The organism is Micromonospora sp. NPDC049359 (assembly GCF_044466585.1).
In the GTDB taxonomy this organism is placed as follows: domain Bacteria; phylum Actinomycetota; class Actinomycetes; order Mycobacteriales; family Micromonosporaceae; genus Micromonospora.
Map to the genome: position 1 here is coordinate 336,696 of NZ_JBITMW010000001.1, position 25,810 is coordinate 362,505.

21 protein-coding genes are annotated in these 25,810 nt (G+C 70.5%); 13 read left to right on the top strand and 8 right to left on the bottom strand.

Annotated elements, in window-relative coordinates; translation table 11 throughout:
- Positions 1 to 321 precede the first annotated feature (321 nt).
- A complete protein-coding gene (gene leuS, locus ACIBTX_RS01600) occupies positions 322 to 3,198 on the top strand; it encodes a leucine--tRNA ligase (RefSeq protein ID WP_396832126.1) in 2,877 nt (958 codons plus the stop codon).
- 240 nt (positions 3,199 to 3,438) lie between these two features.
- Positions 3,439 to 5,028, top strand: a complete 1,590-nt coding sequence (locus ACIBTX_RS01605) for a serine/threonine-protein kinase (RefSeq protein WP_396831899.1) — start codon at positions 3,439 to 3,441, stop codon at positions 5,026 to 5,028.
- A 14-nt stretch (positions 5,029 to 5,042) separates the two neighbouring features.
- Here ACIBTX_RS01605 and ACIBTX_RS01610 read toward each other — a convergent pair whose 3' ends face one another.
- From ACIBTX_RS01610 to ACIBTX_RS01620, 3 genes are all read right to left on the bottom strand, one after another.
- The gene (locus ACIBTX_RS01610) at positions 5,043 to 6,032 is read right to left on the bottom strand and encodes a hypothetical protein (RefSeq protein WP_357171927.1); all 990 of its coding nucleotides are present in this window, start codon (positions 6,030 to 6,032) and stop codon (positions 5,043 to 5,045) included.
- 113 nt (positions 6,033 to 6,145) lie between these two features.
- Positions 6,146 to 7,033 (bottom strand): helix-turn-helix transcriptional regulator, encoded by an 888-nt coding sequence (locus ACIBTX_RS01615; RefSeq protein ID WP_357124254.1) that lies wholly within the window; start codon positions 7,031 to 7,033, stop codon positions 6,146 to 6,148.
- Positions 7,034 to 7,156: 123 nt separating this feature from the next.
- Positions 7,157 to 7,798 carry a CGNR zinc finger domain-containing protein gene (locus ACIBTX_RS01620; RefSeq protein ID WP_357171928.1) on the bottom strand — a complete coding sequence of 214 codons (642 nt, stop codon included), beginning with the start codon at positions 7,796 to 7,798 and terminating at the stop codon, positions 7,157 to 7,159.
- Positions 7,799 to 7,957: 159 nt separating this feature from the next.
- On the opposite strand from ACIBTX_RS01620, the gene ACIBTX_RS01625 reads away from it, so the two are divergent.
- The gene (locus ACIBTX_RS01625; protein ID WP_357171929.1) at positions 7,958 to 9,178 is read left to right on the top strand and encodes an MFS transporter; all 1,221 of its coding nucleotides are present in this window, start codon (positions 7,958 to 7,960) and stop codon (positions 9,176 to 9,178) included.
- 138 nt (positions 9,179 to 9,316) lie between these two features.
- Here the strand turns inward: ACIBTX_RS01625 and ACIBTX_RS01630 are convergent, their stop codons facing one another.
- Positions 9,317 to 10,723 (bottom strand): glycoside hydrolase family 6 protein, encoded by a 1,407-nt coding sequence (locus ACIBTX_RS01630; RefSeq protein WP_357124245.1) that lies wholly within the window; start codon positions 10,721 to 10,723, stop codon positions 9,317 to 9,319.
- 53 nt (positions 10,724 to 10,776) lie between these two features.
- Here ACIBTX_RS01630 and ACIBTX_RS01635 point away from each other — a divergent pair, with 53 nt between their 5' ends.
- On the top strand, positions 10,777 to 11,616 hold the full coding sequence (locus ACIBTX_RS01635) for an alpha/beta hydrolase family protein (RefSeq protein WP_357124242.1): 840 nt from the start codon (positions 10,777 to 10,779) through the stop codon (positions 11,614 to 11,616).
- Positions 11,617 to 11,667: 51 nt separating this feature from the next.
- Here the strand turns inward: ACIBTX_RS01635 and ACIBTX_RS01640 are convergent, their stop codons facing one another.
- Positions 11,668 to 12,906 (bottom strand): hypothetical protein, encoded by a 1,239-nt coding sequence (locus tag ACIBTX_RS01640; protein WP_357171931.1) that lies wholly within the window; start codon positions 12,904 to 12,906, stop codon positions 11,668 to 11,670.
- Positions 12,893 to 13,426, bottom strand: coding sequence for a SigE family RNA polymerase sigma factor (locus tag ACIBTX_RS01645; protein ID WP_357124236.1), 534 nt, complete (start codon positions 13,424 to 13,426; stop codon positions 12,893 to 12,895). Before ACIBTX_RS01645 ends, ACIBTX_RS01640 begins: the two co-directional genes overlap by 14 nt.
- Before the next feature lie 209 nt (positions 13,427 to 13,635).
- On the opposite strand from ACIBTX_RS01645, the gene ACIBTX_RS01650 reads away from it, so the two are divergent.
- Positions 13,636 to 14,877, top strand: coding sequence for a PP2C family protein-serine/threonine phosphatase (locus tag ACIBTX_RS01650; protein ID WP_357171932.1), 1,242 nt, complete (start codon positions 13,636 to 13,638; stop codon positions 14,875 to 14,877).
- Positions 14,878 to 14,884: 7 nt separating this feature from the next.
- On the opposite strand, the gene ACIBTX_RS01655 is transcribed toward ACIBTX_RS01650, so the two are convergent.
- Positions 14,885 to 15,223 carry an STAS domain-containing protein gene (locus ACIBTX_RS01655; RefSeq protein ID WP_357421791.1) on the bottom strand — a complete coding sequence of 113 codons (339 nt, stop codon included), beginning with the start codon at positions 15,221 to 15,223 and terminating at the stop codon, positions 14,885 to 14,887.
- Between the two features lie 217 nt (positions 15,224 to 15,440).
- On the opposite strand from ACIBTX_RS01655, the gene ACIBTX_RS01660 reads away from it, so the two are divergent.
- The 8 genes from ACIBTX_RS01660 to ACIBTX_RS01695 all read left to right on the top strand — a co-directional run bounded on the left by ACIBTX_RS01660 (position 15,441) and on the right by ACIBTX_RS01695 (position 24,879).
- Positions 15,441 to 15,845, top strand: coding sequence for an ATP-binding protein (locus ACIBTX_RS01660; RefSeq protein ID WP_396831901.1), 405 nt, complete (start codon positions 15,441 to 15,443; stop codon positions 15,843 to 15,845).
- A gap of 352 nt (positions 15,846 to 16,197) precedes the next feature.
- Complete coding sequence (locus ACIBTX_RS01665) at positions 16,198 to 17,568, top strand: ricin-type beta-trefoil lectin domain protein (protein ID WP_357124223.1); 1,371 nt, start codon at positions 16,198 to 16,200, stop codon at positions 17,566 to 17,568.
- A gap of 314 nt (positions 17,569 to 17,882) precedes the next feature.
- The gene (locus ACIBTX_RS01670; protein ID WP_357124220.1) at positions 17,883 to 20,336 is read left to right on the top strand and encodes a ricin-type beta-trefoil lectin domain protein; all 2,454 of its coding nucleotides are present in this window, start codon (positions 17,883 to 17,885) and stop codon (positions 20,334 to 20,336) included.
- 193 nt (positions 20,337 to 20,529) lie between these two features.
- Complete coding sequence (locus tag ACIBTX_RS01675; protein WP_357124216.1) at positions 20,530 to 20,961, top strand: YbaB/EbfC family nucleoid-associated protein; 432 nt, start codon at positions 20,530 to 20,532, stop codon at positions 20,959 to 20,961.
- Positions 20,951 to 21,274, top strand: coding sequence for a hypothetical protein (locus ACIBTX_RS01680; protein ID WP_396831902.1), 324 nt, complete (start codon positions 20,951 to 20,953; stop codon positions 21,272 to 21,274). The genes ACIBTX_RS01675 and ACIBTX_RS01680 overlap by 11 nt, the downstream gene beginning before the upstream one ends.
- Positions 21,271 to 23,172, top strand: a complete 1,902-nt coding sequence (locus tag ACIBTX_RS01685) for a hypothetical protein (RefSeq protein ID WP_357171933.1) — start codon at positions 21,271 to 21,273, stop codon at positions 23,170 to 23,172. The genes ACIBTX_RS01680 and ACIBTX_RS01685 overlap by 4 nt, the downstream gene beginning before the upstream one ends.
- A gap of 32 nt (positions 23,173 to 23,204) precedes the next feature.
- Positions 23,205 to 23,474, top strand: coding sequence for a hypothetical protein (locus tag ACIBTX_RS01690; RefSeq protein ID WP_357124207.1), 270 nt, complete (start codon positions 23,205 to 23,207; stop codon positions 23,472 to 23,474).
- 112 nt (positions 23,475 to 23,586) lie between these two features.
- Positions 23,587 to 24,879, top strand: a complete 1,293-nt coding sequence (locus ACIBTX_RS01695) for a GAF domain-containing protein (RefSeq protein WP_357171934.1) — start codon at positions 23,587 to 23,589, stop codon at positions 24,877 to 24,879.
- A gap of 21 nt (positions 24,880 to 24,900) precedes the next feature.
- On the opposite strand, the gene murQ is transcribed toward ACIBTX_RS01695, so the two are convergent.
- Positions 24,901 to 25,794, bottom strand: coding sequence for an N-acetylmuramic acid 6-phosphate etherase (murQ, locus tag ACIBTX_RS01700; RefSeq protein WP_357124201.1), 894 nt, complete (start codon positions 25,792 to 25,794; stop codon positions 24,901 to 24,903).
- Positions 25,795 to 25,810: the final 16 nt, after the last annotated feature.

Below are 25,810 nucleotides of genomic sequence, written 5' to 3' on the forward strand. Positions count from 1 at the left end.
CCTCGGGACCATCCATGCTCGACAGTCGGCGTCCTGGTCCGCGCAACGCATCGGGCCGGCAGATCAGCCAACGTCGACGACTCGGGCTGAGGTACTAGGCTAGTCTCTCCAGATGGATACGTCGCGACTGCGTCTTCCCGAGCAGCGCCGAGCAGTCCCGGAGCAATTGAATGACAGCCCCCGGAGCAGGTGCGGCTAGGCCTCCGGGCACCGGGGCTTGCTCTTCTCCTTTTCCGAGCGCAGCCCGCACGCGTTTCCGCGTCCACGCGAGTCGGGGCCAGGCCCGACCGGACCAGATGGAGATACAGGACGATGAGCGACATGACTTCGAACAGTCATGAGCACCCGGAGAACGACGGTACGCCGCCGTTCCGCTATTCGGCCGCATTGGCCGGCCGTATCGAGCTGGAATGGCAGCAGCGCTGGGAGAAGGAAGGCACCTTTTACGCCGCCAACCCCACCGGGAACCTGGCAGGTCTTGCCGGTCCCAAGCGCAGCTTCGTCATGGACATGTTCCCGTACCCGTCCGGTTCGGGGCTGCATGTCGGGCACCCTCTCGGGTTCATCGCGACCGACATCTACGCGCGCTTCATGCGGATGAACGGCCACAACGTCCTGTACACCATGGGGTACGACGCCTTCGGGCTGCCCGCCGAACAGCATGCCATTCAGACGGGCACCCATCCGCGGGTGACGACCGAAGCCAATATCGAGCGCTACCGCGACCAGCTTCGATCGCTGGGCATGTCCTACGACTACCGACGCTCGATCACGACGATCGAACCGGATTACTACCGCTGGACGCAGTGGCTCTTCCTGCAGATCTTCAATTCGTGGTACGACCCTGAGCTCGATCGGGCGAGGCCCATCGACACCCTGGTGGAGCAGTTCGAGCGCGGTGAGCGCGCGGTTCCGGGCGGTCAGGCGTGGGCGGAGCTGTCCCCGCTCGACAAGGATGAGGTGCTCAGCGAGTACCGGCTCGCCTACTCCAAGGAAGCGCCCGTCAACTGGTGTCCGGGGCTGGGCACCGTGCTGTCGAACGAGGAGGTCACCGCCGACGGGCGTTCCGAGCGTGGCAACTTCCCGGTCTTCCGCACCCGGCTGCGTCAGTGGATGATGCGCATCACCGCGTACGGTAATCGCCTCCTGGACGACCTGGAGGGGCTGGACTGGCCCGAAGCGATCAAGCTGCAGCAGCGCAACTGGATCGGTCGTTCCGAGGGCGCACGCGTCGAGTTCGCCGTCGACGGCGTCGAGCGATCGATCGACGTCTTCACCACCCGTCCCGACACCCTGTTCGGCGCCACGTATCTGGTGCTGGCGCCCGAGCACGACATGGTGGACGAACTGGTGACCGCGACGTGGCCGGAACAGTCGTCGCTTCCGGAAACCTGGACCGGCGGGTACGCCACACCCGCCGAGGCTGTCGCTGCGTACCGGAGGCAGGCCGCCAGCAGGTCGGAACTGGAGCGAATGGCTGAGGATCGCGCCAAGACCGGCGTGTTCGTCGGCAAATATGCTCGTAACCCGGTAAACGGGGAACTGCTGCCCATCTTCGTGGCCGACTACGTACTCATGGGGTACGGCACCGGCGCCATCATGGCCGTGCCGGCCCATGACCAGCGTGACTTCGAGTTCGCCCGCGCCTTCACACTGCCGATCCGCTGCGTGGTGGAGCCCAAGGACGGACGCGGCACGGACCCGGCCGAGTGGCCCGATGCCATGGTCTCCCATGACGCACGACTCGTGAACTCCGCCAACACGTCGGTGTCCCTGGACGGGCTCACCGTCGCCGAGGCCAAGAAGCGCATCACGGCCTGGCTGACGGAGCATGGTCCGGGCGAAGGCATGGTCAACTTCCGGTTGCGGGACTGGCTGTTCAGCCGGCAGCGGTACTGGGGGGAGCCTTTCCCGATCGTCTACGACGAGGACGGCGTCGCCCATGCGCTGCCGGAATCGATGCTGCCCGTCCGGCTGCCGGAGATCGACGACTACGCTCCGCGCACCTATGACCCCCAAGACCTGAGCAGCACCCCGGAGACGCCACTGTCCCGGTCCGTCGGGTGGGTCGAGGTCGAGCTTGATCTGGGCCGAGGGGACGGGCCGCGACCCTATCGGCGTGAGACCAACACCATGCCGAACTGGGCGGGCTCGAGCTGGTACCAGTTCCGTTACATCGATCCGGACAACCAGCAGGCGATGGTCGACCCCGCGAACGACCGCTACTGGATGGAGCCGACGGAGCACAAGCCGCACGGCGGAGTTGATCTGTACGTGGGCGGATCAGAGCAGGCCGTCCTGCATCTGCTGTACGCGCGCTTCTGGCAGAAGATCCTCTTCGACCTCGGGCACGTCTCGTCCGACGAGCCGTTCCACCGGCTCTACAACCAGGGCATGGTCACCGCCCACGTCTACCGGGACAGCCGGGGCTTTCCGGTGCCGGCCGCGGAGGTAGAGGAGCGCGACGGCGGCTGGTACTGGAAGGGCGAACGGGTCAGCCGAGAAGCTGGCAAGATGGGCAAGTCGCTACGGAACGCGGTCTCGCCGGATGAGATCCGCGAGGAGTACGGCGCCGACACGCTGCGGCTGTACGAGATGGCGACCGGCCCCCTGGACGCGTCCCGCCCCTGGGACTCCCGAGCCATCGTCGGCTCCCACCGGTTCCTCCAGCGGCTGTGGCGCACCATCGTCGACGAGCACACCGGCGATCTCGTGGTCACCGACGAGGAGCCCGATACCGAGACCCTGCGGGCCCTGCACCGGGCCATCAACGGGATCGCGGCCGACCTGTCCGGGCTGCGCTTCAACACCGCGGTCGCCAAGGCCATCGAACTGGTCAACTTCCTGGTCAAGCGGGGCAGCACGCCGCGCACGGTGGCCGAGCAGGCGGTGCTGCTCGTGGCTCCGCTGGCCCCGCACATCGCCGAGGAGCTGTGGCAGCGGCTGGGATACCCCACGTCGTTGGCTCGTCAGCCGTTCCCCGTGGCCGACCCGGCATACCTGCGCCAGCCCACGGTCACCTGTGTGGTGCAGATCCGGGGCAAGGTCAAGGCCCGGCTCGAGGTGGCCCCCGAGATCGGCGAGGACGAGCTGCGCAGTCTCGCCCTCGCCGAGGCGGCGGTGGTCTCCTCGCTCGGGGACGCCGAGGTGCGCAAGGTCGTTGTGCGCGCACCGAAGCTGGTGAACATCGTCATCTGACGGGTGGTGGGTGGCCGGGCAGCACTCCGGCCACCCACGTCCGGCAAGGAGCGCGACCCGAGCGGTGACCACAGCTACTCCTTGCCCTTCGGGCAATTACACCCGGCACCTGCACCTGTCGACGATCATCGTCTCCACCGGCCGCGGACGATAGGCTGCGGTCGGCGTCCGACTGACCTAAGGGGAACGGGTGATAGGCGGAACAGTTCACGTGGTGGTCGCGGTCTGCGGGCATCGGGCGTGAACGACGGGCTGCGTCCCGGTGACCCGGCCCGCCTCGGCGGATACGACGTGTTGGACCGGCTCGGCGACGGTGGCATGGGAACTGTCTTCCTGGCCCGCTCGCCGCAGGGACGGCGGGTGGCGGTCAAGGTCGTCCGTCCGGAACTCTCGCACGACGAGGAGTTCCGGGGCCGATTCCGTAGCGAGGTGAACCGCGCGCGCCAGGTCCCACCGTTCTGCACCGCCGAGGTTCTGGACGCCGACCCGGACCACGACCCGCCGTATTTGGTGGTGGAGTACGTCGAGGGCCCCAGCCTGGCCCAGGTGCTCCGGGAGCGGGGGCCGCTGGGGGCGGCGCAGCTACACAGCATCGCGGTCGGGGTGGCTACCGCGCTCACCGCCATCCACCGCGCCGGGGTCATCCACCGGGACCTGAAGCCGGCGAACGTCCTGGTGGCGCCGGGCGGGATCAAGGTCATCGACTTCGGTATCGCCCGAGCGTTCGAGGCGACGAGCCAGCACACCCGGACCGACCAGATGGTTGGAACCGTCTCGTACATGGCTCCCGAGCGGTTGGACACCGCGTCCGGTTATCCGGTGGGCCCGGCTGCGGACATCTTCGCCTGGGGTGCCCTGGTCGCCCATGCCGCGACCGGCCGCAACCCGTTCGGAGGCGACTCCGCTACCGCCACCGCGATGCGGATCCTGACTCAACCGCCGGATCTGACCGGGCTCGATGGGCCGTTGCGGGAGTTGGTCTCCCGGGCGTTGGAGAAGAATCCCGCTGCTCGTCCCAGCGCCCGCGACCTGCTCGATGGGTTGTTGACGGCAGGGTACGCGGGAGGTGCTGGAGAGTCGGCCCAGCTTCCGGGCGCGGGTGGTGGTGACCAGGACGGGCGGTCGATGCCACCCGGTCTCGTCGCTGCCGGTCGCCCGGGCTGGGGCCGGCGTCGCTGGCTCACGGCGGGCGGAGCAGCCGCGGCGGTGATTGCGGTGTTGGTGTCCGCCACACTGTTCGGCCCGCGACTGCTCAACAGCGGGTCCGGACCGGATCACGTTGGCTCGACGCCGACCGGCAGCCCGCTAGCGAGCGCACCGGCGACCTCCGTGTCGGCGGCCACATCGGGTACGCCCACCGCGTCACCGTCGAGGAGCACGGACCCGACCCGGGCGATACTGACCGGTCAGCGGCGGATCCTGCTGCACCTGGTGGAGATCGACCGTGACCTCAAGCTGCCGTTCCACGGCGAGCTGGAGGCCGGCGACGGCACCGGCAAGGACGCGCTCTTCGTGCTCGAGCCGGTCGGCGTCGACTTCATGATCAAATCGTTGAATCCGGACGTCGACCACCGACCGTGCCTCGGCGTCAAGATCGATTCAGAGCAGTACGCGTCGTTGGTGGGAGCCGAGTGTTACGCCTCCGCCGCAACCGTGTTCGCGCTGTCCCGGGAGGGCAAGGACGACAAGGGACGCACCTCCTACTCGATCATCAGCGACGAGTACGGGGTGGTGCAGTGGAGCCCGACGAAGAAAGCGATCTACGTCGAGCATCTCGGTGACGCCCCGATCGACACGACGTTCAGCCTGGTCGACCGGGGCGCGGTCTGACCGACGGGGACAGCTCAGCGGCGCGGCAGGGTTGCCAGGGCCAGGTTCGGGTCGACGCCCGTGGTGTACGCGGCGCTGAGCACGTAGAGAGTGCGACCGCGCAGGGCCACCGAGGTCGGGTTCTGCAGCCCGTCGCCGGCCGTCAGCAACGTTCGCGCCCGACCGGCCGCGTCGATGCTCACCACCGTGTTCGGTCCGTTCAGCGTGGCGATGACCCGTTGGTCACCGACACCGACGAACGCGAAGTCGTCGATACCGACCAGCCCGGTCGCGACCACCTGGACAGGTCCGGGCCGACCGTGCCGCGACGGGATGCGCAGCAGCGTGCCCTGGTCGAGGTTGGTCGCCCACACCGCGTCAGCGCGTACCTTGATGCCGTTGGCACCCAGGAACCCTGCCGCAGCCAGCTCGGGTGCCGACGACCACACCTCGACACGGCCGCCTCCCAGCGCGACCGTCGAGATCGTCCCGAGCACCGAGTCGGTGAGGTAGAACCTCTTCGCCACCGCGTCGAACGCCAGACCGTTGGGAAGCCCGCCGGCCGGCAGGGCGGCGATGCGCTGCGGGACGCTTCCGGGACGTAGTCGGTACAGGCCGGTGGAGGCGGCATCGCCGCTCGCGTACAGGAAATAGAGGGTGCCGTCCGTCATCCGGACGATGCCCGTCGTGAGCGCGAATTTGAGCACGGGTGTGTTGACGCCGCCGTCGGCCGGGGCGGGCAGAGTCGCCAGGATTCGCGTCCCGCCGGACGGGGTGACCGCGGCGACCTGTCGAGCGGCCGCGAAGGTGACGTAAGCCGTGCCGTCCGGGCCGACCGCGATGTTCTCCGGCATCTGCCCCTTGGCCAGGTCGAAGTGGACCGCGATCCGCGAGGACGCCGGCGGGGCGGATGGTCGGGCCAGCCCCGCGGGCGGGGCCGGCGCGGTCGCAGCCTTCGTCGCGCTCGGCGGGAAGACGGTCACGACGCCGGTCACGGCCGCCGCGAGAGCGACTGCGATGGTCATCGTTCTTGGGCGCATTTCTCTCCCCTACTCATGCTGTTCGTGATTGGCCTGGTGCGGGCACGACGCGTCCGGCGCTCCTGTCGGAGCACCTCTTGTCGGCCGGTGGGGTGGTGTTAGTCGCGCAGGGCAGCCGGCTGGACAGCGCCGGCACGGGTGGTGACGGCACCGTGGACGAGCAACGTCATCGCGGCGTGGGACGCGGAGCCGGGCTCGGTGGTGGCGACCACGACGCTCTGGCCGTCCTCGGTACGAAGGGTCTGCTGCGTCACGTCCATCGCGCCAACCAGCGGGTGACGCATCTGGTAGACGGTGTCGCCGCCGGCTTTCACCCGGTGGTCGGCCCACCTGGCGGCGAACTCCGGACTCCGTACCGTCAACTCGCCGACCAGCGCGGCCATCAGCGGATCGTCCGGGTTCTGCCCGGAGGCCATCCGGAGCGTCGCCACCACCGCGCGGGCCTTGGTGGGCCAGTCCGCATACAGGTCGCGGGTGTGCGCGTCCAGGAACACCAGCCGCGCCATGTTCACGTACCGGCCCGGCCGCTCGGGGATCTCCGGAGGCAGATGGCCGGCGAAGAGGGCATGGCCTGCGGTGTTCCAGGCCAGCACGTCGGCCCGGCGGCCGAGCACCACCACCGGTACGTCCCCGAGCACCGCGACGAGCTGGCGGACCGCTGGGCTCACCCGCTCCGGAGTCGGGCGACGCGCGGCGGGCCGACGGCGGGTGCCCGCCGCGAGCTCGCCGAGGTGGCGGCGTTCCGCGTCGTCGAGCCGCAACGCCCGGGCGAGCGCGTCGAGCACTTCAGGAGAGGCGTTCACCGCCTGACCCTGCTCCAACCGGGAGTAGTACGAAACGCTCACTCCGGCCAACAGGGCCAGTTCCTCCCGGCGCAGTCCTCGAACGCGCCGCCGCTCACCGTAGGTCGGCACGCCAGTGTCCTCCGGGCGCAGCTGAGAGCGCCGGGCCTGGAGGAAGTCGCCGAGCTGTCCTCTCGCGTTCATGACTCGAAGTATCGCCAGCCCTGCCTGTGCCAACCACTCCCTGCCAGGGCTAGGCACCGCAGGGCGAGGCCGACCAGGAAACCGTGCGGCTGCGGCGCACGGCCCGTCAAGGTCGCCCGATGTCTACGAGGGCGAGGATCGGGCTGCCCGGCGGCGTTCGGTGAGCCGTCGCGCCTTCACCACGTTGCCGCAGTCAGCCATCCGGCACCAGCGACGGGAACCGTTGCGGCTCTGATCGAGGAACAGCCAGCCACAGCCACCGTCGCGCACCGGGCAGCGGCGCACCCGGGTCGGATCGGCGGTCAGCATGATGTCGAAGGCGGCCTCGGCGGTCCGGTCGGGCACCAACATGGCTGGCACCGTGCCGTAGGCCAGCCGCACCCGCGACGAGCCGAGCACCAATCTCGCGCGAGCGGCCGCGCCCGACCAACGCTCGTGCAGTCCGACCAGCGCGGCACCGGCCGCGACGGTGTCACCGTCCGGGTCGGTGATGACCGCGAGCAGCACGAGGTGGAGCCCCGCACGGATGTCCCGCACGGCGGTGAGCCCCGCGTGCGCCGCCGCCGGCTCGTCGTGCCACGCCCGGTCGACCTGGTCGGCCTCCGCGTCGCTGATCACTCCCACCCGGACCGACCAGCTCAGCAGGGCGGAGCTGTCGGACAGGAAGTCGTGGGGCGGCGAGTTGCCGCCTCGTTCGAGGGTGTTGACCAGGTCGAGCGCCGGGTGCCCGCCAACCAACGGCAGCTCGGACACATCGAGGGGCATATCGACGAGGCTACCACCTATACCGCTGAAGGCGGTTGCCCTGCGTGCGGCCCTGGCCCGGCACTCCGCGACAACAAAGAGCATCTATGGCTTCACGCTACCGTCTAATCATGGTTAGGTGGAATCACATAACGACCTGTGAGGATTGGGAGGTAGCCGATGGCGCACCCTCGACGCGCGGTCCATGCCCTCGTCGCCTTGTCCGCCGCCACGTTCTGTTACGTCACCACCGAGGTGCTGCCGATCGGTCTGCTCACGCTGATCGCGCCAGACCTGGGACGCTCCAGGTCCGAGGCCGGCCTGCTGGTGACCGGGTACGCCGTCGTGGTCATGATCGTGGCCCTGCCGCTGACCCGGGTCACCCGGCGAGTGCCACGGCGTCCACTACTCGCCGGCACCCTGGGTGTCTTCGCCGCCGCGACGACGGTGTCGGCCTTCGCCGACTCCTACCAGGTGCTGCTCGCCGCACGACTGGTGTCCGCCACCACCAACGGCGTCTTCTGGGCAGTGGTGTTTCCCGTAGCGATCTCGATGTTTCCGGCGAACGTTCGAGGCCGCATCGTGGCTCGACTCTCGATCGGCAACGCGCTCGGACCGGTCCTCGGCGTACCGCTGGGCACCTGGTTGGGCGGGGAGTTCGGGTGGCGGGCCGCCTTCGCCGCGATGGCCGTCCTCGGCTTCGCCATCTGCCTTGCGATCGCCCTGCTCCTGCCGAGTGTCACACCGCGCCAGAGTGCGGGAGACATCGGGCCGATGCCGGACCGACAGCGCTTCGTCGTGCTCCTCGTCGCCACCACTCTCGCGGTCACCGGCGCCATGGGCGCGTTCACGTACATGACCGTCTTCCTCCTCGACGTGAGCGGGTTCGCCGCGGCGTCTCTCGGCTTGTTGCTCTTCGTCCAGGGCTCGTTCGGCGTCGTCGGCACCTGGGCGGTCGGTCGGGTCCTGGACCGGTTTCCGCTCGGTGTCGTGCTGGGCCTGCTCGGGCTCCTAACGGCCGCGATGCTCGGCCTCTACGGGATCGGCGCGAGCAAGGTGGCGGCGATACCGTTGCTCGCCGTGGCGGGGATGTCGTTCAGTTCACTGATCGCGGGGATCCAGCACCGCATCATGCAGGTCGCCCCCTCGACCACCGACATGGCGTCGGCCAGCCTCAGCGTCGCGTTCAACGTCGGCCTCGCGGCCGGCTCGCTCATCGGGGCGGGCCTGCTCGCGACGGCCGGGGTACGCGTCGTCCCGTTGTTCGGTGGACTGCTGACGGCCGTCGCGTTGGCGTTGCTCGCCGGCCACGAGATGTCCCGTGGGCGAAGACGAGCGAACGGAACGGCCCGTCGTGATCCCGACCCGCAACCGATCGGACAATCCGCAGTTCACGCTTGAGTCTCCGCGCACAGGCCGCCGTACGGTGGCGATCGCTGACTCGTCACCTTGACGCTGGCCGGTCCGGCCCGTACCCCCCGATGGTGCTGGCCCGGCGCGGAGGCGGTCCTCCGCGCCGGGCCATGACTTCGGTCGGGGTCAGGCGGCGGCGCAGCTGGCCGTCGCCCCCGGGCCGGTGCCGGTGCCCTGGAAGCCGAAGTTGGTCGACTGCCCGGCGCCCACGCGTCCGTTGTAGCCCACGTTGGTGTACCGGACGGTTCCGCTCGTGCCGCTGGCCTGCGCGTTCCAGACCCCGGTGACCGCGGCGCCGCTGGGCAGCGTGATGGTCACGGTCCAGCCGTTGATGTCCGCGGACCCGGCCGTGACCGTCACGCTCGCGGTGAAGCCACCGGACCACTGGTTGAGCGCCACCGACGCGGAGCAGCCGTTACCGGTCGGCGGAGGCGTGGTGGGCGGGGGCGTGGTGGGCGGCGGGGTCGTCGGCGGAGGCGTGGTCGGGGGCGGCGTGGTCGGCGGGGCGGACGTCGGCGGCGGAGTCGTCGGCGGGGCCGTCGTGGGCGGGTTGGGCACGCCGTTGGCCAGGCTGTAGGCCAGGTCGGGCTGGAACGAACCGGCGGTGTAGCGGCAGCCGTCCGCCTCGCCCGGAGGCTTCACCCAGAGGTACGCGTCGATGTTGCTGTCGCCGGTGTTCGTCGTCGGGTACATCCCGATACGGCGGTCGGTGTTGTCGTCGCCGCACCAGTCTCCGCTGGCGCCGCCGTTGCGGCTGGTGTCGATCACCTGGCGCTTGCCCGAGAGGCCCATGCCGTTGAGGGAGGAGATGACCGCCCGACCGAAGTTGGCCTCGCTGGAGGTCGAGTTGTAGTTCGACACGTTGCTGAAGAAACCGTCGGCGTACTGCACGCCGGCTGCCCGGAGCCGGTTGGCGGTCTCACCCGCGCTGTTCCAGGTGGAGTGGCCGGCGTCGAGGTAGACCTTGGCGTTGGGGTTGGCCGACTTGATGGTGCGGGTGGCCGTCGAGATCGCCTGGTTACGGGCGTTGATCTCGTTGCTGTTCAGGCAGGTCAGCAGGGCGAGCGAGTCGGTCTCCAGGATGATGATGACCGTCTGGTTGCCCAGTCCCCGGGAGAAGTTGGACACCCAGCTCTGGTACTGGTTGAGGTCCGGCGCACCACCGGCGCTGGCACCGCCGCAATCCCGGTTGGTGATCTGGTACACCGCGATCACCGGGATCTGCTGCGCGGCATTGGCGGCGCCCACGTACGCGGCGGCCTCGGACTGCGCCGTCGAGATGTTGAAGTTGGCGAACCAGCGGGCCTGCGGCTGGCTCGCGATCTTGTCGCGGATGACGCCGGCGCGCGAGTCGCCGGGGTTTGCGGCGACCCAGCGTACGACCGCCGAACTCGGGTCGCGATAGAGCGGGCCGGAGATCGTGCCGGCGGACGCGCTGCTGACGGCGAGGCACACGCCGGCCGCGGCAGCGCCCGCGACCGCGGCCACGCTGAGGGCCGTGGATCTGCGTCGCCGGAGGGAGAGGATAGCCACGTCGTGTTTCCTCCTGATCACATTGATGTATCTAAGTTCATGGGAGCGTTCCCATGAAGGTAGCGGAGGCGCGCGCCGCTGCCAAGGTGCGCGAAACTTCCGGTGTACGGCCGCCGCCGGGCGTTCCTGGCCCGGACCCGGATGCCGCCGCACGCCTCTCGGCGCAGCAGGACGGTGACGGTGACCCCGGCGGCGACCAGCCTCGGGTGGCGGCAGAGGAGGAAGACATGGCGACGTTCGTGCTCGTGCCGGGCGGCTGGAAGGGTGGCTGGGCGTTCGAGGCGGTGGTTCCGCTCCTGGAGGGCGCCGGCCACCGGGTGCACGCCCTGACGCTGTCGGGCCTGCGGCCAGACGACGACATCGCGACGGTGGCGACCGCCAACCTCGACACACACGCCGACGACGTACTACGGCACCTCGATCGACACCAGGTCACCAACGCGACGCTGGTCGGCCACAGCTACGCCGGAATGGTGATCGCCGCCGCCGCCGACCGCGCCGAGGGCCGCGTCTCACGGCTGGTGCATCTCGACGCCTACGTACCGCGCGATGGCGAGTCGTGCTGGTCGGCGACCAGTGACCACTTCCGGCACGTGTTCGCCGCTGGCGCGGCCGCCACCGGATACGCCGTCCGACCGCCGGACGGCGGTGACCCCCGCCGTCGGCCGCACCCCCTCGCCTCGCTCCTGCAGACGATCCGACTCACCGGCGCCGTCACCCAGGTCCCGCGCCGCGAGTTCGTCTACTGCTCCGGCTGGGACCGCACGCCCTTCGCCGAACTCCGCGCACGGCTGGACGCCCAACCCGACTGGCAGGTCCACGACCTCCCCACCGGCCACGACGCGATGCGCGAAGCGCCGGAGGCCGTCGCCGCCCTGTTGCTCGACGAGTGACCCACGGACCACGTCGCCAGGGGTCACCGCCGGGGCGCAGTGGAGCCGCGGTTACGGGCGGAGCGCTGTCGCGGCGGGCGTCCAGCTCGACTCGTTGCGGACGTCGGCCACCGTGATCCCCTTGGCGATCTTCTTCAGCTCGGCCTGGGACAGCTGGTCACCGAGACCCGCGGAGCTGACCTGGAGGACGACCCTGCCGTCGGCGCTCCAGATGTTGCAGAAGCCGCCGTCGGCGTTCCGGCCACTCTCTTCGGATGCGTCGTAGCACCTGGTGGCACCGGGCTCGGGCGACTGGTTCGAGCTGGTGTTCGGGGTGACGAAGATGTTGAACCCGTTCTCGATGCCGTCCTCGGCCGAGTCGTAGGGCGCGGTCAGACCCGAGGTGGGCGCGGCGGGCTTGGTGTACGTCGCGCCCCCGTAGTCACCGGCGCGGGCCGCCGCGATGCCGCTGAGGCCGGGCATCGCGTGCGTGCCGATCTGCAGCGGCTGGTAGCCGGCCGGGACGTAGCCCATCGTGAACGGCACCAGGGCCGGCGTCGGCCGGCTGGGCTTCAGGCCCTCGACCAGGCCGCTCAGGTCCTCGAAGGTCGGCGTGGCCTCGTCCGAGGAGACCGACGTGACAGCGGCCCAGGCGTTGTCGGTGTACTCCCAGGCGAACAGCTTGTTGCGGGTGTCCGGCTCATTGCGCGGGTCGAGACCGACCGGCAGGGTCGCCCGCACGGCCTTGCGCCCCGCCACGGTGACGCTCTTACCACCCTTGATGCCGGTGGCGTCGAAGGCGCCCGGTCGGTAGACGGTCAGGTAGGCCCACAGGTTCGGCTTGTCGTCGGCGGCCCCCTTCTTGCTCTCCATCTCGGTGCCGACGCCCGGGGCATCAGCCTCCCCCTCGCTCACCGGCCTGTCGTTCGAGTCGTGACGGTCGGAGTAGACGGAGGCGATCTGGTAAGCGGTGGACGCGACGATCGGGTCCTGCACGTGCAGCGTGCCGGCGTCGTACCCGGTGAAGGTGAAGGTGAACGGCTCGGCGTCGGACCACGCGGCCTGGCCGGGCTTGGACGTCGTTGCGCCGGCCGGGGCCGGGGCCGGAGTGGTGTTCTGTTCGGCGCCCAGGGCGGGCAGGACGAGCACGCCGGCGACCGCGACCGCGACCAGGCCCGCCGCACCGGCCGACGTGAACCCCACGCGGCGACGCCGCTCGGCACGCCGCCCCAACGCGATGATGTCGTCGACGGTACGGGCCATCGGCGGTTCGTCACCCGTCACCGTGTCCACCAGGTCACGCAACTGCATTGGTCCACTCCTCCATCGGCTTCCCGCTGAGATTGACGCGTTCGGCGGCGAGCGACTCGCGCAGTTTCGCCAGGCCCCGCGAGGCCTGGCTCTTGGCCGCGCCGACCGTGCAGTTGAGGACGCCGGCCGTGTCCTCCAGGCTCAGACCCAGGTAGTGCCGAAGCACGACCGCGGCCCGCTGCCGGGCCGGCACCGCGTCGAGCGCCACCCGCAGGCGCATCCGCTCGTCGGTCGCGACGGCCGGATCCCGCACCACCACGTCCGGCAGGGCATCACCGGTCGGTCGCTCGCGCCGCCACGGCCGACGGGTCTCGTCGATCGCGGCCCGATAGACCATGGTCTTGACGTACAGATCGGGTCGGTCCAACTTGCGCCACCGCGGGTAGAGCTTGATCAGCGCGTTGGCGACGGCGTCCTCTGCCGTGTGCCAGTCGCCGCAGGTCACGTACGCCAGCTTGCGCAATGACGCCATCTCTGACGTCACAAACTCGCGGAATGCCTGCTCGTCTTCGGCTTTCACGTCGACTGCCTCCTCGTGACTGAGGTAGAACGGAACCGCCGTACCGGGAAGTTGCATCGGCCGGACAAGTAGTTGTGTGACTACTCAGCGATGAACACGTCCGACTGCCCCGACTCGGGCATGACGAGGCGGTGCGCTGGGCCTGAACGGCACCGGCGAGGGCCGAGGCAGCGCACCCGGCCCGACGAGCGGGTGCCTATGCTCGACGGGTGGACGAGAGCGGGCAGGCGGTGCTGACCGGGGTGTTGCAGGCGGCCGAGGACGCCGCCCCGGTGGAGGCGGTCGAGGCGGTCACGGGCACCATCGCCGCCGCGCTGCACGCGTCCAGTGTCTCGCTGCTGATCGCCGACCTCAGCGGCCGCGCGCTGGTCCGGCTGACCCACCAACCGACCCCCGGCGGTCCGGGCCGTCGCCACGACGAGGAGGCCGCCGAGGTCCTGCCGTTCGACGGCGGCCCCCGCGAGCAGGTCCTTCGTCAGCAGGGCACCCAGGTGCTCACGGGCGACGGCCGGTGGACCGTGTTGGCGCCGGTCACCGAACGCGGCGAGGCCATCGGTCTGCTGGAGATCGACCTTCCGCAGGAGCCGGACGAGTCGATCATCGCGCAGATCGCCCGGACCGCGCACGCGCTGGCGTTCGTGGTCATCGCCAACCGCCGGCACACCGACCTGTTCGAGTGGGGTCAGCGCAGCAGCCCGTTCACCCTCTCCGCGGAGATCCAGCGCCGGCTGCTGCCCGCCGCGTTCACCTGCGAGGCCGGCGCCTTCGCGCTGTCCGGATGGCTGGAACCGGCGGCCAGTGTCGGCGGGGACACCTTCGACTACAGCCTCGCCCGGGACCTGCTGCACGTCAGCGTCACCGACGCGATGGGGCACGGCGTGGCCAGCGCGCTGACCGCCACCCTCGGGGTGGGCAGCCTGCGGAACACCCGCCGTCGCGGCGACAGCCTCGTCGCGCAGGCCGACCAGGCCAGCCGGGCCGTCGCCGAGCACGCCAACGTGCCCGGCGCGTACGTGACCGCCGTGCTGGGCCGGATGGACCTGCGTACCGGTCGCTGCGAACTGCTCAACGCCGGGCACGTCCCGCCGCTGCTGGTCCGGGGCGACCGGGTCGTACCGGTGGAGCTGCCCAGCAACTTCCCGCTGGGCATGTTTCCCGAGGAGCGCTACCGCAGCGGGGACATCTCCCTGCTTCCCGGCGACCGGCTGGTGATCGTCACCGACGGGATGCGCGAACGCAATGCCGCCGACCTGGACCTGGCCGCAGCGCTGCTCGAGATCGCCCACCTGCACCCGCGCGAGGCGGTCCGGGCGCTCTCGGACAAGGTGCTGGCGACGGCCGGCCCGGTGCTGGCCGACGACGCGACCCTGCTCATCATCGACTGGTACGACAGCCACGGGCCACGCCGTACCGCCGCCGGCGCTGACATCGCCCGCGCCAGCACCCGCTGAACCACGCTCAGGACGCCGCCGGGGACGCCGCCTCGGCGTCCTGCACGGTGTCGAAGGATTCGATGACCCGATCCACCGATGTGATCGACAGCACCTTGCGTACCGAAGGCTGGACTCCAGCCAGGCAGAGCCAGCCGTCCCGCGCCCGCATCGCCTTGTAGGCGATCACGAGCGCGCCCAGGCCGCTGGAGTCCATGAACCCGACGGCAGCGAGGTCGACCACCACCACCCGGGTTCCGCTCTCGACCGCCTCCAGCAGCCCGTCCCGCAGACGCGGTGTGGTGCTCATGTCCAGATCGCCGGCGACCTCCACCACCGTGCCGACGCGCCCTCGCCGGGTTGCCAACGCGAAATCCACCACTCCCCCTCACGTGCGCTGCGCCGATCCGCTGTGCGGTGCCTGCTCGCCCCCTACCGTGCCAGATGCCGAGACCGAACGCCTTCCGAAGGTTCCCGATCCGTCGTGGCGGCACGGGTATCGGGGCACCCGGCCGTGGGTATGACAGGGTGATCCGGGCTGGCGACGCACGGGTCTGGAAGGGGGCTGAGCGATGCGGGTGGACATGACTGCGTCGCTCCCGCGCCAGCCGTCGGCGGTGGCCCGAGCCCGGCACATACTCGCCACCCTGCTGAGCCTGACCGACATCGGCGACGACGTTCGCGCCAACCTGGCGGTCCTCATCAGCGAGGCGTGCTCCAACGCGGTGATCCACGCCGATCCCGGCGGCGCCGTCGACCTCACGATCAGCATCGACGACGACGTCTGTGTCCTCGAGGTCGGCAACCGGGGCAGCACCCCGGACGCCGCCAAGCTCGACGCCGACCTTCCCGCGCCGCTGACCATCGGCGGCCGTGGACTACCGCTGATCGCCGCGCTCTCGGACGTGGCCGCGTTCGTCGACGGGCCACCGGACCAGGTGCTGCTGCGCATCACCAAGAACCTCAGCGGGGTACGAGCAGCGCCGTAGCGCCGACCCTCGCGTCGGGTCGCAACCCACTCGACACAGCATTGACATATTTCACTGCCAGATCTAGCGTCGGGGCCGAATCGATTCGGCCGTGGACCGGGTGCTCCGATCGACGGCCGGGCGTGGCGTTCGGGCGTACGACGTGGCCGCCGACGATTCGACGACCCTCTGGTCCCGCTTGGGCGGCGGAACCAGCGGTGCAGACCCATGGCGACGAGCCGGTCGGTCCGTGGGCACACCGCGTCGGGGTTTCGTCCGCGCCGAGCGGCGTCGGCAGCGGTGAGCGGTGGCGTGTCGTGGTCGCCGTGGATCCCCTCACCTATCACTTCGTGCCGATTGGCGGGAGCCCATCATGACAGGACGTAGACCCATCCTCGGTTCTCTTGCGACGGCGGCGCTCGTCGTCGCGACCGTGGGTGCGGCGATAGTGACCGGTGGCGTGAGCACCACCGCGTCGGCCGCGAACGTCGCAGCGGCCGCAGCAACCGCCGGGTGCGGCAAGGCGCCCACGCTGACCAGCGGTCAACGGTCCATCCAGAGCAGCGGTCAGAACCGTAGTTTCATCCTGCGAATCCCTGACAACTACGACCGGAACCACCCGTACCGGCTGATCTTCGGATTCCACTGGAACGGCGGCACCATGAACGACGTCGACGGCGGCGGGTCCGACGGTGCGGCCTGGTCCTACTACGGCCTGCGCCAGCAGGCCAACAACAGCACCATCTTCGTCGCCCCCCAGGGCAACGGAAACGGCTGGGCCAACCCCGGCGGCCAGGACGTCACCTTCGTCGACAACATGATCAGCCTGATCGAGGCCGACCTCTGCGTCGACACGTCGCAACTCTTCGCGCTCGGCTTCAGCTACGGCGGCGGCATGAGCTACTCGCTGGCCTGCTCCCGCGCCAACGTCTTCCGCGCCGTCGCCGTCTACTCCGGCGGCCAGCTCAGCGGTTGCGGCGGCGGCACCCAGCCGATCGCGTACATGGGCATCCACGGCATCGGGGACCCGGTGCTCAACATCTCCGCCGGGCGGTCCCTGCGGGACACGTTCGTGCGGAACAACGGATGCACGGCACAGAGCCCTCCCGAGCCGAGAGCGGGCAGCCTGACCCACATCACCACCACGTACTCCGGCTGCCGGTCCGGCTATCCGGTGGTCTGGGCCGCCTTCGACGGCGGGCACACCCCCGGCCCGGTGGACGGCGGCGGGGACAGCGGCGCGCGGACCTGGACCAAGGGCGAGGTGTGGCGGTTCTTCACGCAGTTCAGCAGCACCGACCCGACGCCGAGCCCGACCGTGTCGCCCACCGGCAACCCGACCACCCCGCCACCGAGCAGCACGTCGGCGGTGCGCAACACCGCCTCCGGCCGCTGCCTGGACGTCAACGGCGCCTCGCAGACGAACGGCTCGGCGGCGATCATCTGGGACTGCCACGGCCAGAGCAACCAGAGCTGGACCTCGACGGCGTCGCAGGAACTGCGGGTGTTCGGCGGCAAGTGTCTCGACGTCAACGGCGCCGCCACGGCGAACGGCAGCTCGGTGATCATCTGGGACTGCAATGGCCAGTCCAACCAGCGGTGGCGGTTCAACTCCGACGGCTCGATCACCGGGGTCGGGTCCGGTCGGTGCCTCGCCCTGGTCAACAACGGGACCGCCAACGGCACCCGCGCCGAGATCCGGGACTGCAGCGGCGCCGCCAACCAGCGGTGGACCCGAAGCTGAGCCCGGCGGTCGCCTCCAGCGCGCAAGGGTAGGGATCGCGCTCGGCGGCGGAACCGTCAGGTTCCGCCGCCGAGCCACTCGGCCGTACTCCGACAGGCCACATTCATCAAATCTTTTTAGGTCTCTGCGCGAAGTCCGTCGATGCAAATGGCGGTAATTGAGCGTAGTAGTGGCATTGACCGGCGATCCATGCGGTGCTTAACATACGACGTCTGCTCATCAACGATCTTCGATCATCGGCCCCAGCGCCTTGCGACAGCTCGACAACCTGCCGTACGGCTTCGGGTGTCGGGACGGTCCGGGAGGCGAATCAGATGTTCGGTAGAGAGAGTCGGCGGCGCGGTGCCGGCGAGGCGGCACGACGCCGGTCATGGCGACACACGCGACGTCCACGTCGGTTAACGGCCGCCCTGGTGGGGGCGCTCGTCGGGGCGGCAGCCGTACTGACCGTCGTCGCCTCCCCCGCTCAGGCGGCGACCGCCATCACGATCAACGGCGGGTCCGGTGGACGGGCGCTCGACGGGATCGGCGCGGTCAGTGGCGGCGGTGGCAACAGCAGACTTCTGATCGACTACCCGGAACCGCAGCGCAGTGACATCCTGGACTACCTGTTCAAGCCGGGCCGTGGCGCTGCGATGCAGCTGCTGAAGACGGAGATCGGCGGCGACACGAACTCGACCTCCGGCGCGGAGCCCAGTCACGAGCACACCCGGGGCAGCATCAACTGCAACCGGGGCTACGAGTGGTGGCTGATGGAGCAGGCGCGGACGCGCAACCCCAACATCGCCCTGGCGGGCCTGGCGTGGGGAGCACCGGGCTGGATCGGCAACGGCAACTTCTGGTCCAACGACTCGATCGAGTACCTGGTCGCCTGGCTGGACTGCGCGGGCACCCACGGGCTGACCATCAACTACCTCGGCGGATGGAACGAGAAGGGCTACAACGCCACCTGGTACAAGAACCTGCGGTCCACCCTGAACTCCCGCGGCTACAGCAACGTCAAGATCGTTGCCTCGGACGACTTCGGCTGGGGCGCCGCCGACGAGTCGCTGCGCGATCCGGCGTTCGCCAACGCCGTACAGGTCTTCGGCAGCCACTACGTCTGCGGCTACCGCAGCGCCCAGAGCAGCTGCCCCAGCTCCAACAACGCGATATCCACCGGCAAGGCGCTCTGGGCCAGCGAGAACGGCTCCGACGACTACAACGCCGGCGCGCAGGCGCTCGCCCGGGGCATCAACCGTGGCTACATCGACGGCAAGATGACCGGCTACATCAACTGGCCCGCCATCGCCGCCATCACCCCCAACATCCCGTGGGCGACCACGGGCGTGGCGGTGGCCCAGCAGCCCTGGTCCGGCGCCTACTCGATCGGCAAGAGCACCTGGGTGATGGCACAGACGACGCAGTTCACCGCCCCGGGCTGGCGCTACCTCGACTCTTCGAGCGGCTACCTCGGCGGCAACCGCAACAACGGCAGCTACGTGTCGCTGAAGTCCACCAACAACAGCGACTACAGCACCATCATCGAGACGATGGACGCCGGATCGGCGCAGACCCTCGACTTCACCGTCACCGGCGGACTGTCCACCGGCACCGTCCACGTCTGGGCCACGAACGTCAGGTCGAACAACAGCGCCGACCACTTCGTGCGGGGCAGCGACCTCACGCCGAGCGGCGGGCGTTTCTCGCTCACCGTCCAGCCCGGCTACGTCTACAGCATCACCACCACCAGCGGGCAGGGCAAGAGCACGGCGACCAGCCCCGCGCAGGGCACCCTGAAGCTGCCGTACAGCGACACGTTCGACAGCTACGACGTCGGGCGTGAGGCCAAGTACCTGATGGACCAGCAGGGTTCGTTCGAGATCGCGGCCTGCGGGGGCGGCCACTCGGGCCGGTGCGTCCGGCAGATGTCGGAGCAGACGCCGATCTTCTGGACGTCCGGCCAGGCCGAGCCGTACACGCTGTTGGGTGACCTGAGCTGGCGTAACTACACGCTCTCCTCCGACGTCATGCTGGAGAAGTCCGGCTACGCGCAGCTCATCGGGCGGGCGAACACGTACAACCACCAGGGGCCGCAGAACCTGAACGGCTACTACTTCCGGGTGACCGACGGTGGCGCGTGGTCGATCCGGAGCAACAACACCAGCGGCAACTGGCGCACGCTGGCCAGCGGGAACACCTCGGCGCTGGGCACCGGGCGCTGGCACACCCTGGCGTTGACGCTCAACGGGAGCACCCTCACGGCGAGCATCGACGGCACCACCGTCGGCACGGCCTCCGACTCGACCTGGGTCGCCGGCCAGATCGGTTACGGCACGGGTCAGGGAGTCAGCGCCCAGTTCGACAACCTCTCCGTCACGCCGGTCGGCAACTCCGGTGAACCGGGTGCGACCGGCACGATCCGGGGCGCGGGCTCCAACCGGTGCCTGGACGTCAACGGCCAGAGCCAGGCCGACGGCGCGGTCGTGCAGATCTGGGACTGCAACAGCGGCGCGAACCAGCAGTGGACGCTCACCAGCAGCAACCAGCTCACCGTCTACGGCAACAAGTGCCTCGACGTGGCCAGCAGCTCGACGGGGAGCCGCGCGCGGATCATGACCTGCAACGGCGGCGGCGGCCAGCAGTGGCGCGTCAACGGCGACGGCACGATCACCGGCGTCGCCTCGGGGCTCTGCCTGGACGTCAACGGCGCGGGCACGGCCAACGGCACCGCCGTGCAGATCTGGACGTGCACCGGCGGCAGCAACCAGCAGTGGATCCGCGGCTGAGCGGGTAGCGGGTCCACGCCAGACCCGTACCCCCGATCGATGGCTCCCGGCCGCTCACCCGAGCGGCCGGGAGTCGCCGTTCGGGCGGACGGCGCGGGCTCCACGTCGGAGAGTGAGGGCGTATCGTGTGCTGGCTGCGCCGCCTCGGGCCGACCCCGGGTGCGGCCGGCGGTGGTCACCCGGGGGAGGTCTGATGGCGCAGTTCCCGAACGCGGACTTCGGCGCGGCGACCGAAGACTTCGTCGCTTCCTGGGCGGCGGGCATCTCCGAGCGGGCCGCCCGTGCGCACGAGTTGTCGGAGCGCGTGGCGGCGATGTCGGCGACCGCCGAGGGCGCGGACGGCGCGGTCCAGGTCACCGTCGCCGCGTCCGGCGCCATGACCGACCTGCGGCTCGACGACCGGGTGCTGCGCTGGCGGGCGGACGAGATCGCCGCCGAGGTGCTGGCCGTGATGCGCCGGGCGCAGGGCCGGTTGACGCCGCAGGTGGCCGAGGCGGCCGCCGAGACCGTCGGCGCCGACTCCGAGACCGCCCGCGCCGTCGTGGGCAGCTACGAGTCGCGCTTCCCGGAGGTGCCCGAGGAGGACGAGCAGGGGTACGGCCCGTGGGGTGACCGTGGGCGCTGAGGCAGCCGGCTTCGAGGTCACCACGGCGGCGGTGAGCACACACGCCCGTTCCGTCGACCGGATCTCCACGGGAATCGGCATCGCACACGACGCGGCCGCGTACGTGCGGATGGGTGCCGACGCGTACGGGCACCTGCCCGTCTGTCAGGCGCTCCCCTTCCTGCTGGACTTCCTCCAGGGCCCGGCCGCCGAGGCGCTCGCGGCGGCGCAGGAGGCGTTGCACAGCGCGGCCAGGGCGCTCGACGAGACGGTGGACGCCTACCACGACACCGACGCGACGATCTCCACCTCCCTCGGGCGGATGCACCGGTGAGCACCGACGTCGCGAACCCGCTGATCGCTGCCCGGCAGGACACCACCACCTCGTACAGCGGCCTCGGGCTCGTCGAGAGCCTGGTCGACCTGCGCAACGGCATCGAGAGCGGCTCCTGGGTCGACCTGACCATCGGCGGCTTCGGTACGTCGATGGAGGTGCTGGCGACCTGCGTCGACCCGATCGGTTCGATCGTCTCGTGGGGGGTGGCCTGGCTCATCGAGCACGTCAAGCCACTCTCCGACGCCCTCGACTGGCTGGCCGGCGACCCGGACCAGATCACCGCGTACGCGCAGACGTGGCACAACGTCTCCCGGCAGGTCAGCGACCAGGCCACCGCCCTGTCCGAGGCGGTCCGGACCGAGATCGCCACCTGGACGGGCCCCGCGTCCGAGGCGTACCGCCGCTACAGCGACCAGCACCTGCGTCATCTCGCCGGCCTGGCGGACGCCACCGATCTGATCGGCACCGTCGTCGAGGGCGCGGGCCTGCTGGTGGCGCTGGTCCGGGAACTGGTCCGGGACCTCATCGCCGACTTCGTCTCGGTCCTCGCCGTCCGGCTGTGGGTGTGGCTCGCCGAGGCCGGCCTGACCCTGGGCGCGGCCACTCCCCTGGTCGCCGCGCAGGTCTCCTCGCTCGTCGCCAAGTGGGCCGCCAAGGTTTCCGGGCTCCTCACGGCGCTGGCCCGCAGCGTCAGCCGCCTGCGGCCAATCCTCTCCAAGCTCGGCGAACTGCTCGACGCCCTGCGCACGGCGTTGCGGGGCCTGCGGCGTACCCCGGGCGGGTCGCGCTCCACCGACATGCCGGCCCCCGGTCCGGGCGCGCGCGGCTACACCGACCCGGCGGGCGGCGGCCAGCCGCCGCCGTGGGCCCGGCAGGACGACTGGCCACCCGACGTCGACCGCGGACCGGGCGGCGGCGGACCGGGCGGCGGCGGGCCAAGCGGCGGCGGACCGGGCGGCGGCGGACCGGGCGGTGGCGGACCGGGCGGTGGCGGGCCGGGCGGTGGCGGGCCGGGCGGTGGCGGGCCGGGCGGTGGCGGTGGCACGTCGCACGACGGTGGCACGTCGCACGACGGTGGCACGTCGCACGACGGTGGCACGTCGCACGGTGGTGAAGAGCCGACGGACCCCGACGGGAATGCCGCGCCGGACTCCGGCTCCAACGCCGATCCGCTGACGCCTGATCACGCGAGCGAGGCCGAGTTGCGGCTGCTCGGCAGAGAGGTACACAGCATGACCGAACTCGACCCCGGCGGACACGTCAACGACGCGTACGAGGTCACGTTCACCGACGGTACGCACGGCGTCTACAAGCCGAACGTGCCGGAGAACGAGTTCGTCCAGGTTCGTTCGTCCATCCCGGAGAACGAGTTGGCCCCGCGTGAGGTCGCCGCCTCGCGCCTGGACGAGGATCTGGGCTTCGGCCTGGTGCCGACGACGGCGCGCTGGGACGGACCGCACGGGGCCGGGTCGATGCAGGAGTTCGTGGAGAACACGACCCCGGGCCGCCCGACCAACGCCTATTCGGCCGTCGAGGGCGAGCGGATGGCGGTCCTCGACTACATCAGCGGCAACACCGACCGGCACATGCTCAACTACCTGACCGGGCCCGACGGCCGGCTGGTCGCCATCGACCACGGTTACTCGTTCCCCGAGTCGAACGCCGAACCGTTGCGCTCGGACTTCGTGACGCAGCAGATGAACCGGCCGCTGAGCCCGGAGACGATGGCCCGGCTCCAGGACACCGACCCGGCGGCGCTGGCCGAGCGGCTGCGCGGCACCGGCCTGAGTGAGCAGGCGCTGTCCGGTGCGATGGACCGCTTCAACGAGATCCGTGCCCGCGGCACGATCACGGGCGAGGCGTGGAACGCCTTCCGCCCGCCGAGCCCGTGGTGAGTGAGCCGCACGCAGTGAACCAGGAGGCAGGAATGACCGAGCAGGCGGCGACCAGGGTGGCGCTGTACACGTTCGCCAAGCACACCAAACATCGGGTGGCCGAGTTCAATTGGCAGCCCGGCCAACCGGTGTCGCTGACCATTCTCGATCCGGAGTGGGGTGCAGTCGCACAGGACTTCTACGACAACGGCGTGCCGGCCGGCGCGCACCGGGTGTCGCCGGAGGCCGGCCCGGAGTTCATGCGCGCGCTGCTGCAACGATTCCGCGCGAGCTACTACAAGTTCGTGGACGAGAGCGACTGATCCGCGCCCTGCCCGGCGGCTTCGCGGCCCTCTTCGTATCCTGGCCGGGGTGAGTGGACCGCGATCCAGCGGTGCAGCGACGGAAGCCGTACCGGAGAGAGGCGACCACAGCATGACGGCGGTACCGAACCAGCGGGCGACCGCCGTACGGTCTTCGGACGCCGGACAGGCGGCGCAGGAGGATCTGCGGGCGCTGTTCGGGCAGTCCATCGCGGTGTTCGCGTCCCTCGGGGGGCCCACGCACGTGGTGGAGGCGGCGAACCCGGCGTTCTTCGCCGCCATCGGTTCCGAACGCGCCCGCACCGGGATCACGGTCGCCGAGCTGCTGCCCGAGTTGGCCGGTCAGGGCTTCCTCGACCTGCTGGACGAGGTCTACCGCACGGGCGAGCCGTACACCGGTCGGGACGCCCGGATCATGCTCGGCGTCGGCCCGTACGCGCGGGAGGCGTTCTTCGACTTCACCTACGAGCCGCGCCGCGACGCCGACGGCACGGTGACCGGGATCCGGGTGATCGGCGTGGAGATCACCCAGGTCAAGCACGCCCAGCGGTTGATGGTCGAGCACCGCGCCCTGCTGGAGCAGATCGCCCGTCAAGCGCCGCTGACCGAGGTGCTGGACGGGATGGCCCGCTGCATCGAGGATCTGACGCCCGAGCAGGTGCTCGTCTCCGTGCTGCTCGCCGACGAGGACGGCCGGCACCTGCGCCACGGCGCCGCGCCGAGCCTGCCCGAGTTCTACAACCAGGCCATCGACGGGATCGCCACCGGCGAGGGTGTCGGCTCGTGCGGCACCGCCGCCTACCGGCGGGAGCCGGTCATCGTCACCGACATCGCCACCGACCCCTTCTGGGCGGACTTCCGGGAGCTGGCGGAGCGGGCCGGTCTCGCCGCCTGCTGGTCGATGCCGATCCTGGCCCGCGACGGCGGCCTGTTGGGCACCTTCGCCATGTACCACCGCACGCCGCGCGTCCCGCAGGACACCGACCTGGCCCTGGCCCGGGTCTTCGCCGACACGGCGGCCCTGGCCATCGAGCGTCACCACGTCGAGCAGGCGAAGACGGCCGCCGAGGCCCGCGCCAGGGCGGCCCACGAGGAGCTGGCGAAGGCGGTGCGCGCGGAGCGGCAGTTGCGCGCCGAGGCGGAGCAGCGTGCGGCCGCCGCCGCGGAGCTCACCGAGCGGATGCGTAACGCCGCGGCCGCCCAGGCCGCCCGACCGCATCCGGAGCACTGCCAGCTCGGCGGGGTCCAGGGCTGCTCCGCACCCGCCAGGATCAAGATCGCCGATTCGTGGGGCGACTCGGCCTGGGGCTGCGACACGCACGTGGAGGAGGCCATCCTCAACGTGCGGTCGGTGTTCATCGCCAACGAGGAACTCGGCGGCCTCGCCGCGTACGTCAACCGCTGACCGCCCCGGCGCGACGGCCGGTCAGGCCGCGACGGCCGCCCGGACGTCGTCGTCGGCCTCGCGCAGCCGTGCCGCGGCCTCCTCAGCGGTGCAGTGCGCGAGCAGCAGCACGATGGCCGTCTTGGCATGGCCGTGCGCCGCGGCCAGCGCCTCCGCGGCCGTGTCGAGATCGGTGTCGGCGGCCTCGGCGACGATGCGACGCGCCCGGTCGACGAGCTTGGCGTTGGTGGCGTTCATGTCCACCATCAGGTTGCCGTAGACCTTGCCGAGCCGGGCCATCGTGGCGGTCGAGAGCATGTTGCAGACGAGCTTCTCGGCGGTGCCGGCCTTGAGCCGGGTCGAGCCGGTGAGCACCTCGGGGCCGGTGGGCACCTCGATGGCGACGTCGGCGTGCCGGCTGATCACCGCGTCGGTGTTGCAGGCGACGGAGACGGTGCTCGCCCCCCGCGCGCGGGCGTGCGCCAACCCACCCACCACATACGGGGTACGACCGCTGGCCGCGAGCCCCACCACCGTGTCGCGGTCGCTGACCCCGATCGCGTCGAGATCGGCGACGGCACGGTCCGGGTCGTCCTCCGCGCCCTCGACGGCGACGCCGAACGCTCCCGCCCCGCCGGCGAGCAGACCGACGACCCGCTCGGGCGACGTACCGAAGGTCGGTGGGCACTCGACGGCGTCGAGCATGCCGATCCGGCCGCTGGTGCCGGCGCCCAGGTAGATCAACCGACCGCCTCGGCGCAGCGAGGCCACGACGACGTCGACGGCGGCCGCGATGTCCGGCACGGCCCGGCGGACGGCGTCCGCGACCGTGTGGTCCTCGTCGTTCATGGCGAGGAGCATCTCGGTGGGCGACATGCGGTCGAGGTCGGTGGTGTTGTCGTTGCGGGTCTCGGTGCCGAGGGTGCTGAGGTCCACGGGGTGTTCGTTCCTC

Coding starts and splice junctions, on each gene's coding strand:
- ACIBTX_RS01675 (WP_357124216.1), top strand. CDS start 20,530: ATGGCGCAGTTCCCGAACGCGGACTTCGGCGCGGCGACCGAAGACTTC.
- ACIBTX_RS01670 (WP_357124220.1), top strand. CDS start 17,883: ATGTTCGGTAGAGAGAGTCGGCGGCGCGGTGCCGGCGAGGCGGCACGA.
- ACIBTX_RS01640 (WP_357171931.1), bottom strand. CDS start 12,906: ATGCAGTTGCGTGACCTGGTGGACACGGTGACGGGTGACGAACCGCCG.
- ACIBTX_RS01625 (WP_357171929.1), top strand. CDS start 7,958: ATGGCGCACCCTCGACGCGCGGTCCATGCCCTCGTCGCCTTGTCCGCC.
- leuS (WP_396832126.1), top strand. CDS start 322: ATGACTTCGAACAGTCATGAGCACCCGGAGAACGACGGTACGCCGCCG.
- ACIBTX_RS01695 (WP_357171934.1), top strand. CDS start 23,587: ATGACGGCGGTACCGAACCAGCGGGCGACCGCCGTACGGTCTTCGGAC.
- ACIBTX_RS01610 (WP_357171927.1), bottom strand. CDS start 6,032: ATGACCATCGCAGTCGCTCTCGCGGCGGCCGTGACCGGCGTCGTGACC.
- ACIBTX_RS01635 (WP_357124242.1), top strand. CDS start 10,777: ATGAAGGTAGCGGAGGCGCGCGCCGCTGCCAAGGTGCGCGAAACTTCC.
- ACIBTX_RS01620 (WP_357171928.1), bottom strand. CDS start 7,798: ATGCCCCTCGATGTGTCCGAGCTGCCGTTGGTTGGCGGGCACCCGGCG.
- ACIBTX_RS01615 (WP_357124254.1), bottom strand. CDS start 7,033: ATGAACGCGAGAGGACAGCTCGGCGACTTCCTCCAGGCCCGGCGCTCT.
- ACIBTX_RS01660 (WP_396831901.1), top strand. CDS start 15,441: ATGACTGCGTCGCTCCCGCGCCAGCCGTCGGCGGTGGCCCGAGCCCGG.
- ACIBTX_RS01690 (WP_357124207.1), top strand. CDS start 23,205: ATGACCGAGCAGGCGGCGACCAGGGTGGCGCTGTACACGTTCGCCAAG.
- ACIBTX_RS01665 (WP_357124223.1), top strand. CDS start 16,198: ATGACAGGACGTAGACCCATCCTCGGTTCTCTTGCGACGGCGGCGCTC.